Source organism: Photorhabdus akhurstii (assembly GCF_018448925.1).
Taxonomy (GTDB): domain Bacteria; phylum Pseudomonadota; class Gammaproteobacteria; order Enterobacterales; family Enterobacteriaceae; genus Photorhabdus; species Photorhabdus akhurstii.
In genome coordinates, this window is record NZ_RCWE01000018.1 from 30151 (window position 1) to 46356 (window position 16206).

General features: G+C 41.2%; 6 protein-coding genes. All 6 read right to left on the reverse strand.

What is annotated here, in order from left to right:
- Positions 1 to 217: 217 nt before the first annotated feature.
- Positions 218 to 5074: a non-ribosomal peptide synthetase gene (locus EAE93_RS16920; protein WP_214040180.1), complete on the reverse strand. Its 4857-nt coding sequence runs from the start codon at positions 5072 to 5074 to the stop codon at positions 218 to 220.
- Complete coding sequence (locus EAE93_RS16925; protein WP_214040181.1) at positions 5071 to 9780, reverse strand: non-ribosomal peptide synthetase; 4710 nt, start codon at positions 9778 to 9780, stop codon at positions 5071 to 5073. Before EAE93_RS16925 ends, EAE93_RS16920 begins: the two co-directional genes overlap by 4 nt.
- Complete coding sequence (locus tag EAE93_RS16930; protein ID WP_214040182.1) at positions 9777 to 13274, reverse strand: non-ribosomal peptide synthetase; 3498 nt, start codon at positions 13272 to 13274, stop codon at positions 9777 to 9779. The genes EAE93_RS16925 and EAE93_RS16930 overlap by 4 nt, the downstream gene beginning before the upstream one ends.
- Before the next feature lie 838 nt (positions 13275 to 14112).
- Positions 14113 to 15429 carry a type II toxin-antitoxin system HipA family toxin gene (locus EAE93_RS16935; protein WP_036808183.1) on the reverse strand — a complete coding sequence of 439 codons (1317 nt, stop codon included), beginning with the start codon at positions 15427 to 15429 and terminating at the stop codon, positions 14113 to 14115.
- Entirely contained in the window at positions 15423 to 15752 is a 330-nt protein-coding gene (locus EAE93_RS16940; protein WP_036808186.1) for a helix-turn-helix transcriptional regulator, read from the reverse strand. Before EAE93_RS16940 ends, EAE93_RS16935 begins: the two co-directional genes overlap by 7 nt.
- Before the next feature lie 151 nt (positions 15753 to 15903).
- A partial coding sequence (locus EAE93_RS16945; RefSeq protein WP_332009262.1) for a DUF6392 family protein occupies positions 15904 to 16206 on the reverse strand: 303 nt, incomplete at its 5' end.

A 16206-nucleotide genomic window follows, 5' to 3' on the forward strand; every position in this document is an offset into this window, starting at 1 on the left:
TATCGGGTAATCTGACCAAAGTTATAAACGTTATCTGGGGATTGCTCAGGCACAACAGATAAAAAGTACCTATGTCAGCTTTATTAATATTATTTTCTATGTAAGAAACCATCAGCAACTTAACTCCTATATATTCCGCTACCTGAACGTGTGTGATGATAATCTTATATGTATTAGCCTCATCCCTGAGGCCAATCTCTTTATGTTTCAGAAAAATCTAGCTATAAAACTGGCTGATACTCTCTTTTTCTTGGCCGGATACGATGACATTTAGCAATCGTTCATAATATGTAGCCATCTTATCAATGACTGCTTCTGTATACAGTTCCGGGTTGTAATTGAGTTCACAACTGATATTTTGTGGCATGTATAAAAAATTCATCCCAAGTGATTCAAAAGGAATTATTTCGGTATCTATCACTTTCACATCAAGATTTGGCAATGATAATTTTTCATCTTTAGACACGTCGATAAAATCATAGAAATTTTGTGCATCCAAATAGTTAAACAGAACGTTAAATATACCTTCCCTCGCCTTTTCTCCCACCACGTCAATCACGACAGACATGTGGATATTAGAATTCTCTATGGCGCGATGAATAGACTGGCTAACCTGCTTAATAATTCCTTGTAGGCTCATTTCCTTATTGATATTGGATTTTACTATCAAGTCACCTAAGAATAATCCTATTGTTTGATGGCTTTCTATGCGAGTTCGGTCAGCTTTTGGCGAGGTGACAATATGTTGTGATTCACCGGAGTGCATAAAAAGAGAAGTGTGGAACAAAGCCATAAATAACATATAAGGTGTGATTTTATGAGTTTCACAATATTGCAAAACAGCTTTATCCAGCGAATCAGGTATTTTGATATGACGGGCATGAGACCGATATTTTGAAACCAGATGTTTTCTGAAAGAAACTGGAAAATCGCGTTCTGGCTCAACATCAGCAAATTGTTGTTGCCAGAATTTAATTTGTTTTTTAGCCGCCTCAGTCGCATGGATTTCTTGCAACTCATAAACATAACCAGAATATTGCATGGCAACGGGTGGCAATGTGTTTTCTTGCCCCTGTGAATAAGCGGTATATAACTGTTTAAACTCATTCATAATGATATTGATAGACCATCCATCGGAGATAATATGGTGTACATCAATCAATAATACCGTGATTGTTTCCGAAACAGGCAGTAGGAATGTCTTGATTAACGGGCCATTATAAACATCAAAAGGTGTTCTTAATTTCTCTTCCCAGAGCTTGTTAATTCCAATAATAATTTGTTCTCTCTCGATTCCTCTTGGTAACGCTTCAATAACTTGAAGATTGATTTTCATATTGTTATCAGGCTGCATGAAAATCTGCTCATTTTCTTGATAAAACTTAAAACGTAAACTTTCATGTCGTTCCAAGATGGTATTTAAACTTTTTTCCAACGCACCGTGATTCAGTTCTCCCTCCATCAGTAAAGTAACGGGTACGTGGAAACTGTCCTCCAACAACGCTTCTTGAACAAAATACCAATACATTTTCTGACAATATGAAATAGGCATTTTTCCATCAAATGTATTGTGATCAGATATATTGAGGGTTGTCTTCGATGCGGATATTTCGTGTTTATAACTGTGGCGAATCACACTGGCAATCTGAGCAATGGTTGGATTCGCAAACAACTCATGCATACTGAAATGATTGGTTAACATATTTCTTATAGCAGCGGTTATTTTAACTGCTAAGAGTGAATGACCACCGAGTGAGAAGAAATTATCATAAATACCAATTTGATTGATTTTTAGATGTTCTTGCCATAATTGACAGAGTTGTTCCTCGATTTCATCTCTCGGCGCGATATAAGCCTGACGACGTAAGTCATTTTCATCTGGAATAGGCAACGCTTTTTTATCCACTTTATTGTTTAAATTCAGTGGAATACGCTCCAATGGGATATAGAGACTGGGCACCATATAGTCAGGCAGTTGTTTTTTCAAGGCGGATTCCAGTAGCTCTGCAAGTTCTCCTCTAATAGCAGGAAGTCGCAGATAATCAGCTAAATGCGTTTGGCTGTAATCTGCATTAAAAGCGGCCGCTTTCTCCGCCAGCCAATTCGCACTCGGGCAAACATAAGCAATGAGTTTCCTCTCCTCACTGTCATGACCATCAACGATCACGGCTGCATTACTTAAAATCTCCTGCCCCGCCAGCACAGACTCGATTTCCCCCAATTCAATGCGATGGCTGCGAATTTTAACCTGCGAATCCCGGCGGCCAATGAATTCCAACTCACCTTCCGGCGTCCAGCGTACTAAATCACCCGTACAGTAAAGTCGGTCTGCCGGGTTGGTACTGAAAGGATCACGGATAAACTGTTTTTCCGTGATATCCGGTGCATTACGGTACCCCCGTGCCAGTTGAATACCGCCGATATGCAGTTCCCCGACAGCCCCGAGAGGCAGCAGATTACCGTCGGAATTCAGGATTCGCATCACGGTATTCGGCAACGGTTTTCCAATCGTCACTCGCTTATTTGCTGTTAATAAGGCGGAAGTCACAATCGAAGTACACTCTGTTGGGCCATAAACGTTAAACAGCTTTCTGCCCTGCGACCACTGCGCAGCAATATGCGGCGCCACAGCTTCCCCTGCCAGCAACAAGGTTGAAACTGTGCGCCATTTGTTGAAATCCAAATGAGGCAACAGCGCAGGTGGCAGTACGGCATGGGTAATGTGGTGTTTTTCAACTATCTCATCCAACCATTCAGGCGAGCGGCGATGTGTTTCTGAAATCAAATACAGTGTGGCGCCATAGGCCAGGGTCATCGCCATTTCCAACACTGCGGCGTCGAAGCTCCAGGAAGCAAACTGCAACCCGCGAATATCAGCATCCGCACCGAATAACGCGGCTTGTGCTTGTGCCAGATTCACCCAACCCTTGTGCTCCAGCATCGCCCCCTTTGGCCAGCCGGTAGAGCCAGAGGTATAAATAACATAGGCCAGATGATTTTCTGTCAGGGGCACTGAACGATGAACGATATTGTCGGTAGGCAGGTTTTGCACATATGACTGTACCGTTTCGACATCCAGACAGATAACGCGCTGCTGACTGATAGGCAATTTATTAACCAGTGGTGTTTCGGTCAGGATAAATTCAGCCCCACTGTGCTCCAGCATGTATTGCAGGCGGGCTTGCGGATAACTGGCATCCAAAGGCACATAAGCGCCACCCGCTTTGAGAATACCCAGCAGTGCAATCACCGTTTGCAACGACCGGGGAAGGCAAATTGCAACCAGAATATCTGGTTGGATACCCTGCTCAATCAGGTAATGCGCCAATTGATTGGCCTGAGCATTAACTGCCTGATAACTTAAGCTTTCCTCACCAAAAACCAGCGCGGTTTTTTCAGGATTCAGCGCTACTTGTTCTTCAAACAACTCATGGAAGCAGCGCCCTTGTGGGTAATGGTTCTGTGGCCCATTTAATTCATGCAGTAAGGTATGCTTTTCAGCTTCTGATAATAATGGGAGTTCATGAATGGAGGGCTCTTTATTGACTGAATCATCTGTCATTACCTCAACAATGCCAGAAAGCAAGGTTGCGTAATTGGCGATAAATCTTTCAATGGTACTGCTATAAAACAGACTGGTATTTGAAATCCATACTATAGATAATTCGCCTGTCTGCTCTTCTTCAAAAACATGAATTTCCAAATCAAACCGGGTTGTTCTAAATAAATTATCTCCGAGTTCAATAATATCATCCTGTCCCAGTATTGCTTCACGTCGGTTATTCTGTACTGCAAACATGATTTGGAAAATGGGATTATGGTTTAGGTTTCGTTCCGGGCTGAGCTTTTCCACCAACATCTCAAATGGCAAATCTTGATGTTCGTAAGCATCCAGGATGGTACGGCTGTTTTGCTTTAATAATTCACTGAACGTCGGCTGACCGGATAAATCTGTTCTGATAACCAATGAATTAACAAAAAAACCGATCAGAGGTTCAATATCAGGATGTTGTCTGCCAGCAATAACGGTTCCAACCAGAATATCTTTTTCATTACTATAGCGGCTCAGCAATACGGCAAAAGCCGTTTCCAAGAACATAAATAGTGTAACTTTATGCTTGGCACATAATGCTCTGATTGCTTGGGTAAGATGTACTGAAATGCGCTGTAGATGAAGCCGCCCCTCGATATTTTGTTTTTCCGGACGTGGATTATCCAGCGGTACACGGTGGACGGATGAAATTCCGGCTAACTGATTCTGCCAGTATGTCAGTTGTTTTTTCAGCACATCATCTTGCAGCCAACCCTGTTGCCACTGGGCATAATCGGCATATTGAATTCTCAGCGGCGGTAGCGGATTTACTTTACCCTGACTATAAGCTTTATATAACGTGAAAAATTCATGGAGAAATATTGCCATCGACCAGCCATCGAAGGCGATATGATGTATCGTATAAATAATAAGATAATCATCTGCTGCCAATTTTATTAACCGGATGCGCAACATCAGGTCCGCGCTAAGGTTAAAAATCAGATTCTCTTCTTCCTTACTAAGTTGTTTTACCTGATCGTTTTTCTCAGTTTCAGACAACTCAGATAAATCATGATGTGTAATCGGTAAATCATAATCAGCGGCAATAAATTGTCGCGGTTCGTTATTGATGATTTTAAAATAGGTACGCAGGACTTCATGGCGTTCAAGTAATGCCTTAACGGCTGATTCAAACGCCTTTATGTTAATGAATTCCCGCAGCCTGAAATCCCCCATACAGTTATATTGGGGACTTCCTCCATCCAGTTGATCAATAAACCATAGTCGTTGTTGAGCAAATGAAAGCGGATAATGTTCCGCTTTGCCATCACGCTGAATATCTTGCAAAAAGTGATGAGTTTGCTCTTCTGAATCGAGCTGGTTCAGAAAATCAATCAACTCCTGTTTATGTTGTTTCCATTCACTGAGCAAGGCTGGTGGAATATTGCCGCAGCTAGTCTCGTATTGTAAACGGTTATCAGTAACGAACAGAGTAATTCCCTGCTCTAAAGACTCATTAATAATTCGCGCGGCATTTCTCATATCTCACCCTTCAATAGTTCTTGCGCTGTCTCTTTCCCAGCCTGGAAATGTTTTCTTTTTTCTTTGATAAGATGAATAGTGACAATCTGTGATAGCTGCTCAAGTGTCGGGTGTTCAAAAACACTTCTCAACGGAACTTCTATTTCTAATTCGTTACGTATTGAACTAATAAGGCGGGTTGCCTGTAGTGAATGTCCACCCAATGTGAAGAAATTGTCATAGATGCCAACTTGACTGACATTCAATAACCGCTTCCACAACTGACCGATCTTAATTTCCATTTCATTTCTTGGCGCCACATAATTCTGTCGGCGTAAATCGTCTTCATTTGGGATCGGTAATGCTTTTTTATCCACTTTATTATTTAACGTGAGTGGCATTCGTTCCAAAGGAATATAGAGACCTGGAACCATATATTCTGGCAATTGTTGTTTCAGTGCGGATTCGAGTAATTCTGAAAGTTCCCCACTAATGGCCGAAATTTGCGGATAATTAGCTAAATGGGTTTGACTGTAGTTAGTACGTGCTTGTACCGGTGGTAACTCTCCACGACTAAAAATCACATCCAGCAAATCAGGTTGCTGTTGTGACCACGTGACGCCGCATTGATAACCACATTGTTCAGCGTATTGCAGTAAGGATTCGAATTCCTGAACCTGTTGTAATGCCTGTGGGGAGAAACAGCCGGCATTTTCTGGCGGCGTCACCATCTGATTGGCTGACCAATGGCGCAGCCCTTCTGCCAAAGTGAGGTCATCTTTAATTCTGGCGTTGGGGATACCTGAAACACCCAATATATCCTCTGCGCCCATCTGCAACAAATTACGCAGACTTTCAAAAGAATCGAAATTATGCCAATTTAACAGTAATTCATGACAAGATTTGGTGTTTTCATCTCTTTTATGCAATATGACATCGTAACGATAACGCAACATTTCATTGTCGCCGATGCCACGTTTAACCAGAATATCAACCCGGCCAATTTCAGGATAACGCTCCGGTAATTGGGCAAAATAAGTTGGACTAAGTAAAAACTCGGGTTCTTGTTGTAAACGCCGCTGAATACGGTTCGCCAGCGTCCCTACCTGAATACGCTGCCCGTTAAGATGACTTTGCTCTATCGCTGTAGCATGGGCGGTTAATAAATCTAAATTGCGGATATCTCCCAGCAAAATTTTCCCACCCGCTTCAACCGCCGGTATTAACTGTTCAAGTACTTTTTCCAGATATTGAACATTGGGAAAATATTGGACAACAGAGTTAATCACGACAGTATCAAATTCATCAGCACTCAATGTTCCTAAATTGAGTGCATCTCCTCTTCTGAGCTGCACATGTGACCAGCCACGTTGTTGCAGAATATGTTGATGCCGATTTAAAACCTCAGCCGAAATATCGGTCGCCACCACTGATTCGCACTGTTCAGCATAGCGATACAGCAATAATCCGGTACCACAACCGATTTCCAGTAAGCGATGAGGATGCAAGGCTTTAATCCTGTGCATGATTCCTGCTAACCACTCCTCCATTTGCTCAAGGACAATCGGTTGTTCAGTATAACTGTTCATCCAGCCGCCAAAATCACTGTCTGATGCGACTGCATCACCGTTCTGAACGCTCTCTTTTCGAGTACTATCCGTTGTGGGTTGACGGTACTGCTCATCAAAAATTTCTGTCCAGTTCTCAACGCTGCTTGCGTTAAACTCAACCGCTTTTTCACCTAACCACTCTGTACTTGGGCAAACATACGCAATGAGTTTTTTGTCTTCATCTTGACCATAAGCGATCACAACAGCACTACTTAAAGCATCATGCCCGGACAAAACTGTCTCGATTTCACCCAACTCTATACGGTGACTGCGGATCTTAACCTGAGAGTCAACCCGGCCGATAAATTCTAACTGACCATCCGGTGTCCAGCGTACTAAATCGCCAGTTCGATAAAGCCTGTTTTCCCTGCCATCCGTTACATGTGAACTGAATGGATCTCGGATAAACTGCCTTGCTGTGATTTCCGGTGAGTTTCGGTAACCACGTGCTAACTGAACGCCGCCAATATACAGTTCCCCGATAACGCCCATCGGAGCCAAATTACCTTCCTGATCAAGAATACGCATCACAACGTTAGGCAAAGGCTTTCCAATCGTAATCTTCTCGTCAGTGAGTAACGCTGTGGTGACAATGGATGTACATTCTGTCGGGCCATAGACGTTAAACAGTTTTCTATTCTGTGACCAACGAACAGCAATCTGCGGTGGTACTGCTTCACCCGCCAAAAGCAAAGTTGAGACAGAACGCCATTTGTTAAAATTCAGATGTGGAAGCAGCGCGGGTGGTAACACAGCATGAGTTATCTGATGTTTTTCAACCACTTCATCCAGCAATTCAGGGGAACGCCGTTGGGTTTCAGAAATCAAATAGAGTATTGCGCCATAGGCCAATGTCATAGACATCTCTAAGATCATGGCGTCAAAACTCCAGGAGGCAAACTGCAACACCCGGCAATGTGAGTCAATGCCAAATAAATCTGCTTGCGAGAATGCCAGATTAACCCACCCTTTATGTTCCAGCATCACCCCTTTCGGTTTACCGGTAGAGCCGGAAGTATAAATCACATAAGCCAGATGATTTTCCGTGAGCGGAAGTGGGCGCTCAGTAATATTATCCGTAGGCATATGTTGTAGCTGAGACTGGACTATCTCTGTGTCCAGACAAATCACTTTCTGCTGGCTAATTGGCAGTTTTTCAACCAGATGAGTTTCGGTCAGGATGAATTCGACTTCACTGTGATCCAACATATATTGGAGGCGGGCTTTCGGATAACTGGGGTCTAACGGTACATAAGCGCCACCCGCTTTAAGAATACCCAATAATGCCACAACCGCTTGTAATGACCTTGGTATGCAAAGTGCGACCAACGTGTCCGGTATAATCCCTTGTTCAAGCAGATAGTGCGCCAATTGGTTAGCTTGCTCATTTAATGACTGATAGCTCAGGGTGTCATCGCCCAAAATCAGTGCATTTTTTTCAGGGTATTGTGATACCCGCTCTTCGAAGAGTTGATGGAAACATTTCCCGGTCGGATAAGGAATTTGTGGCCCGCTCCATTCATGCAGTAAGGTATTCCGTTCAGCATCTGCCAATAATGGAAGGTCATGAACGGACGGCTCGCTGATACCAGCATGATGCTTCATCACATCAACAATATTAGTCAGCAAAATTTCGTAATTGGCGATTAATCTGTTAATGGTCGCATTTCTGAACAGACTGGTGTCAGAGATCCATCCAATGGATAACTCACCTTCGTCTTCTTCATAAATATGGACTTCCAAATCGAATCGGGTGGTCAGCAGGGAACGTTCTTTAGATGTAACAATGCTATCCTGCTCCAGCGTTGTATCTCGTTGATTATTCTGTACTGCAAACATGATCTGGAAAATAGGATTATAATTTAAATTCCGTTCTGGACTGATTTTCTCCACCAGCATCTCAAAAGGCAGGTCTTGATGTGCATAAGCATCCAGGATCGTACGACTATTCTGTTTTAATAGTTCACTGAATGTAGGCTGACCGGATAAATCCGTTCTTATCACCAATGAATTGACGAAAAATCCAATCAAAGCCTCAGTGTCACGGTGTCTTCGGCCTGCAAGCGGCATGCCAACCAGAATATCCTTTTCACTACTGTAACGACTCAACAACACAGCAAAAGCCGTTTCCAGAAACATAAATAACGTCACTTCATGTTTGGCGCACAGCGCTCGAATTTCTTGGGTCAAAGCTTTTGAAATACGTTGTGGATGAACATTCCCTTCAAAATTTTGTTTTTCTGGTCGTGGATTATCCAGTGGGAAACGGTGAAGGGGAGAAATACCTGATAATTGGTTTTGCCAGTAATCCAGTTGTTTTTGCAGAATATCCCCTTGCAGCCAATCCCGTTGCCATTGGGAATAATCAGTATATTGAACTGGTAATGGCGGCAGAGGATTACCCTCGCCTTGGCAATAAGCGCGATATAATGTCAGCAGCTCGCTGATAAAGATTGCCAGCGACCAGCCATCACAAGCGATATGATGAATCGTATAGAGAATAAAATAATCATCATCTGTTAATTTTAGCAACCGAATACGCAGCATCAGGTCAGTACTGAGATTAACAGCTTGTTTCCACTCTTGCTCACCGAGTTGTTTAAGCTGTTGTTCCTGCTCAAATTCTGAAAGTGTGGACAGATCATGTATGGTAATCGGCAAATCATAAGCAGTAGCGATAACCTGCCGTGGCTCATTATCAATAATTTTGAAATAAGTACGCAGCGATTCATGGCGTTCAAGCAATGTTGCTATTGCAGCCTCAAAAGCTTTGAGATTGAGCGGCTCTCTCAATCTGAAATCACCTGTACAGTTATACTGAGGGCTGCCTTCGGTAAGTTGATCGATTAACCACAAACGCTGCTGAGCAAATGAAAGTGGGTAATGTTCCGCACGCTCATAACGCGGAATACCTTGCAGTCGGTGAGCGTCCGTATCCTCTTCTGAATCGATTTGCTTGAGGAAATCAATCAATTCTTGTTTATATTGCTTCCATTCACTGAGAAGTTCCGGAGGAATGCTGTCTCGGCTGGTTTTATATTTCAGTTTGTTATCAATAACAAACAGAGTAATCCCTTGATTTAAAGCCTCATTGATAATCTGTGCCGCATTTTTCATATATTGCCTTCCAATAGTTCCTGTGTTGTCTCTTGCCCAGCCTGGAGATGCTTTCTTTTTTCTTTAACCTGATAAATCGTGGCGATTCGTGCTAATCGCTCAAGTGTTGGATGTTCAAAGACACTGCTCAACGGTATTTCAATGTTTAGATCATTGCGTATTAAGCTGATAAGGCGGGTTGCTTGAAGAGAGTGACCACCCAGCACGAAAAAGTTGTCATAAATGCCGACTTGACTAACGCCCAACACTGCTTGCCATAACTGACTGATTTTTCCTTCCACTTCATTTCTTGGCGCGACATAACCTTGTTGTCGGAAATCATTTTCATTTGGAATAGGCAACGCTTTTTTGTCCACTTTGTTATTTAACGTGAGTGGCATTCGCTCTAGCGGAATATAAAGGCTTGGAACCATGTATTCTGGTAATTGTTTTTTCAGTGCTGATTCAAGTTGTTCTGAAAGTTCAGCTTTAATATCGGAGGATTGAGAAGGGTTATCGGTATTAAATTTCAGCCCTTTTTTATCCAGCCAGTCTTTGGTTGGACAAACATAAGCAATCAATCTCTTATCGTTCCCATAAGTAATAACCGCAGCACTGCTTACGGCGTCATGTCCGACCAATGCTGTTTCGATTTCTCCTAATTCAATCCTAAATCCTCTAATCTTGACTTGAGAGTCAATCCGGTCAATAAATTCCACACTACCATCAGGCCACCAACGGGCTAAATCTCCTGTTCGGTATAAACGTTGAGATTTATCCTTCAAATCAGTAATAAATTTCGTTGCGTTTGTTTCAGGAGCATTCAAATACCCACGTGCCAGTTGGATGCCGCCAATACATAATTCCCCCGCAACACCAATAGGCACTAAATTACCTGATGGATCAAGAATACGGATAACGGTATTGGGCAATGGTTTCCCAATCGTAATTTTGTCATCAGTTAATAAGCCCGCAGTCACAATGGCAGTACACTCTGTCGGGCCATAGACGTTAAACAGTTTTCTACCCTGTGACCAACGGACAGCAATTTGTGGTGGTACTGCTTCCCCCGCTAAAAGTAAAGTTGAAACGGAACGCCATTTGTTAAAGTCCAGATAAGGCAGCAAAGCCGGCGGTAATACAGCATGGGTAATCTGGTGTTTATCAACTAACTCATCCAAATATTCAGGGCTATGCTGTTGGGTTTCTGAAATTAAATAAAGCGCGGCTCCATACGCCAATGTCATAGATATTTCTAAGATCATGGCATCAAAACTCCAGGAAGCGAACTGCAATCCCCGGCTATATGAATCAACACCAAATAAACCCGCCTGTGAAAGTGCCAGATTTACCCACCCCTTATGTTCCAACATAACCCCTTTTGGTTTACCGGTAGAACCAGAGGTATAAATGACGTAAGCCAGATTATTTTCCGTTATTGGGAATGGGCGTTCAGCGATATTGTCCGTAGGCATGTGCTGCAATTGTGATTGCATTGTCTCCGTATCCAAACAGACGACTTTCTGCTGGCTGATTGGGAGTTTTTCTATCAGATTTGTTTCGGTCAGAATGAACTCAGCTTCGCTGTGTTCCAACATATATTGAAGACGGAGTTTCGGATAACTGGGATCTAACGGCAAATAAGCTCCCCCTGCTTTAATAATCCCCAGTAGCGCGACTACAGCGCGTATTGAACGAGGAATACAGAGCGCGACCAATGCTTCTAGTTTGATCTTTTGTTCTATCAAATAGTGAGCAAGTTGGTTAGCTTGTTTATTTAGCTCCCGATAACTTAATGAATTGCCGTCAAAAATAACTGCTATTTTTTCGGGATATCGGGCAGCTTGTTCCTCAAACAGTTCATGAAAACAGCCGCTATGCTGGCTATAATCCTGTAGGCCATTCCATTCATGTAATAAAGTGTGTATTTCAGCTTCTGCTAATAGTGGAATATCATGGACAGAGGGTTCCCTGTATATTAGATCGGAACCAATACATGGCTTCATTACACTAACAATATTAGCAAGCAAGGTTTCATAATTGGCGATTAATCTTTCAATAGTTATATTTCTGAATAAGCTGCTGTCATAAACCCATAGCAGGGATAATCCTCCATCTTCTTCATAAACATGAATTTCCAAATCAAATCGGACTTTCAGCAGCAGACGTTCTTCAAGTTCAATATTATTATCCCGCGCCAGTGTCGTATCACGCTGAGTATTCTCCAGAGTAAACGCGATTTGGAATATAGGGTTATAATTTAAGTTTCGCCCCGGACTCAGTTTTTCCACCAGCATTTGAAATGGCAGATCTTGATGAGCATAAGCATCCAGGATAGTACGACTGTTCTGTTTTAATAACTCACTGAAAGTAGGCTGGCCGGATAAATCTGTTCTGATCACCAGAGAGTTAACAAAAAAACCAATCAAAGGCTCAATATCATGGTGCCTTCTCCCGGCAAGTGGTGTTCCGACCAAAATGTCTTTTTCATTACTGTGACGACTCAACAATACGGCAAAGGCTGTCTCCAGAAACATGAATAGCGTGACTTCATGTTGGTGACATAATGCTCTTATTTCTTGTGTCAGATCCTTTGAAATACGTTGCTCACTAAGATGCCCCTCGAAACTCTGTTTCTCTGGTCGTGGGTTATCCAGTGGAAGACGGTGAAGCGGAGAAATACCTGATAACTGAGTTTGCCAATAATCCAGTTGTTTTTTCAGAATATCACCTTGCAGCCAATTTCGTTGCCATTGAGCATAATCGGTATATTGGATTTTAAGTGGCGGTAATGGGGATATTTCTCCTTTATGATACTCGCGATATAGGGTGATAAGTTCATTAATAAAAATTTCTATTGACCAACTATCACAGGCAATATGGTGAATGGTATAAATAATTACATAATCATTTTCAGCCAGCTTTATCAGGCGAATACGCAACATCAAATCAGTACTGAGATTAAAAACCAAGTTATCTTCTTCTTTACTGAATCTTTTGACTTGAGATTCTTGCTCAGTTCCAGAGAATGCGGTCAGATCATGTAGTATAATAGGTAAATCATAGGAATGTGCTACGACTTGCCGTGGCTCATTATCAATAATCTTAATATGGGTACGTAACGCCTCATGACGCTCAAGCAACGTTTTTACCGCAGCCTTAAAAGCGTTGAAATCAAGTTGTTCCCGTAATCTCAAATATCCGGGACAATTATATTGAGGGCTACCTTCGGTAAGTTGGTCGATAAACCACAGGCGTTGTTGAGCAAATGAGAGTGGATAATGTTCTGCATTGCCATCACGTTGGATATTCTGTAATTGATATGTTTGAATTTCTTCTTCTGCATCGATCTGGCTCAGGAAATCGATCAACTCTTGTTTATAATTTTTCCATTCATTGAATAATTCCGCTGGAATATTATCACGGCTGGTTTCGTATTGTAATCGATTATCAGCAACAAACAGAGTAATTCCTTGATTTAAAGCCTCATTCACAATTTGCACTGCATTTTTCATATATCTCCTTGAAAATATAATATCAAATTATTTATTAAGTGATTATTTATGATGTCCGTAATTTCAAAATAACAAATTTCTAATCATGTTAGCATATGGGCATCGAAAATCATTAGCTATGTTGTTTGATTTTATTATCAAAAACAGTGAGAAAATATGAAGGTTTTTTTAATAGATGAGAAATATAAAAATCACACCAAAATTAATAACCATTTAAAAAGATAATAGTAACATTCTATTTACTCATTAACTATTTGCCTGTTATTAATATAAATCTGCATCTAAAAAATATTAATAATAAAAATCCCAATCACAAAAACAACTGATATTTTATTTTTCCTGACCAGATACAATGGCATTAATTAATCACTCATAATATCGGAGTAAACTATCAATAGCTTCTTTGGAATAGAGTTCTGGATTATATGAGAATTCATATAGGATACTTTAGGGCTTATTGATAAAATTACACCACATGATTCGAAAGGAGTTGGAATAATCTATATAGGTTCTATGCCCAGGTTAGTAAATAATTATTCTTCATCACTTTCTATATCGATATAATTAAATAGTCCAATTTCTTGCAAAATGGCATCCACGTTGGAGAGTCATGCTGCCGCGTCAGCCAAAGAGTTGAACGAAAGTAATGGTCAGACCGCTGAACAGGAGGCCGAAGAGCCGGAAACAGGCTCAAGCTGATAAATCAGCATCGGCAAACACATAATCCCCATCTGTATCAAGCCCCTTACACAAAAGTCCTGTAATGCAGGGCTTTTTTAACAACAACTCCTAAGCTGCTTATATTTATAGCTTGTTTTTGAAAATAAGGATTTCAATATTAGATATTCAATCTCAAATTTGTATCAACTAGATCAATCAACGATTTTGGTACACCAAAATCAGCGGCTATCTTACTCCAAGTAGAGACTTTTTCTATGGTTTCCTCAATAATCCCATTGACCATTTTTTTGGTGAACAACGGACTTAGTTTTTCCAATGAATAAAAATCTTGCCGAGTGAAGTTATCTCTTTTACCGTTTAAACTCATCCAGTGACTGTTTACCCATCTACTGTCAGGCTTATAACTGTAGGCCAAATCGTAGGCCGGTGCCAAATCCCATTTTTTGCCTTTTAATATAAACGCGAAGTTTTTAGCGTGATCATCATGATTCCTAGCAATGATATTAAAGCACATTCTTCTTAGTAGCTGTTCAGCAGCCTTAGCCGATAGTTTTAGCTGCCTGGCAACAAAGAAAAGTTCTGCGTAGGAGAAAGAACCTGGTTTTTTATAGTCAACGTGAGCAAGTCCATTTAATGTTTGAACATGGATTTTTTTATTCCCCAGACGATCAAAACGCTGTGTGATAAAGTGACGCCTGTTGCCTTCATGGAGTAATCGGCAGGGCATCATGTCTATACCGCAATCTTTTGCCATCAAATGGTATACATATTCCATCGCTCCAAAGCCTAGTGGATCACCAAAGGTTTCCTGGTTTTTGTTGTGCTCACTGACACCATCAAATTTCATAAGATAGTGAATAAAACCATTAGGGACTTTAACTTGACCAGAGCGAACCTGAGTGAAGTCCTCATTAAAGGCTAGTATAGCTTTGGGTCTGGCTCCGCCAGCGCTCATACCTACGGAAAGTAGTGACATCATGGCCTCGCGATCTTCCTGACCATTATTAACCAACTCAGCAGTAAAATTGCCACGAGAGTCAAGAATTTCTTGGGCAATAGAAACCAATGAATCTATTTCTACTTGTTTTGAGGAACTAAGGTTTCTTATTTTGGTTGCTGGTGCGTATTCAAGAGCCCCCATCCCTCTTTTCCCAGTATATTGAAGTCGCTGCAAAGGTGTAATGTCGTTAGGAGATTTACCTTGAGCTGCAACCCATGCATTGAGTACAGCGTTGCCAAAGTCGTCTGGTAGTGAGTCTGCAATCAATCCAGGTAGTCCTTTAAACGTGTTATAGTCCAGTTCTGGAAAACTGTAGATTTTATTTGTCAAAGGCATTTTCAGCGGAGACAGTTCGATCCCTTTAACGATAAAGTTGGGGTCGTACTGAAATAAGCCCAAATTTTTACTAGGGTCAAAACTCATCGCACCAACTTTATGCTGATTGTAAATTACGTTGATAACTTCCATTACCATTCTGGTGTATCCTCTTCAATCTTGTTTTTTCTAAGACCAGATGCTCGTTGTCGTTTTTTTCCTTGAAGTTTAGCGAGTTGGATAGGAGATATACTTTGTTTGGGAAGAAAAAGATCTAATTGTTCGGTTAAGTTTAACGCGGCCATAATGGCAACAAAAATCTCTAATTGGACTTTACCTTTTTCAGCATTCAGTACAGTTTTTCTTGTGACGCCTAAAAGTTCAGCAATTTCAGCTTGAGTCAGATCATTGTTTAGTCGAGCTTGTTTCAAGCGTTCTCCCAATTCCTCTGCAATTGCTAAAGCTGTTTTTTCATGTAACATCATAACGCTCCAAAAATGACACATTAAAACCGTTACTATCTATAATGAGCAATTATAAGCACATTACATATCAATCACAACCTTATATGCTAATGTCCTATTAAAAAGACATTATAGACTTTAACAGCATTAATATCCAATATATGGAACATTATGAGATGAGTTGATATCGGTAGGAACTAAATGCACGCGTCATTGAATTAATCAGAGGGGATGGCAATTGATTTGGGTAAACATAACGGGGCCGTTCTTCATCGATCAATGTCAGAGTAACATGTGTTAATTTCTTACTGGCCCGGTTAAAAGCCAGAAATATCCCCTCTTTCTGCATATCTAACGATACATAATCGTCACCAGAATCTCCTCTAGGCTTACTCTTATAAGGAATCAGACCTTCATTAAAAATTTCCTGATAAGATTTACCCAAGCTATTTATTAACGCCTCTACATTTAT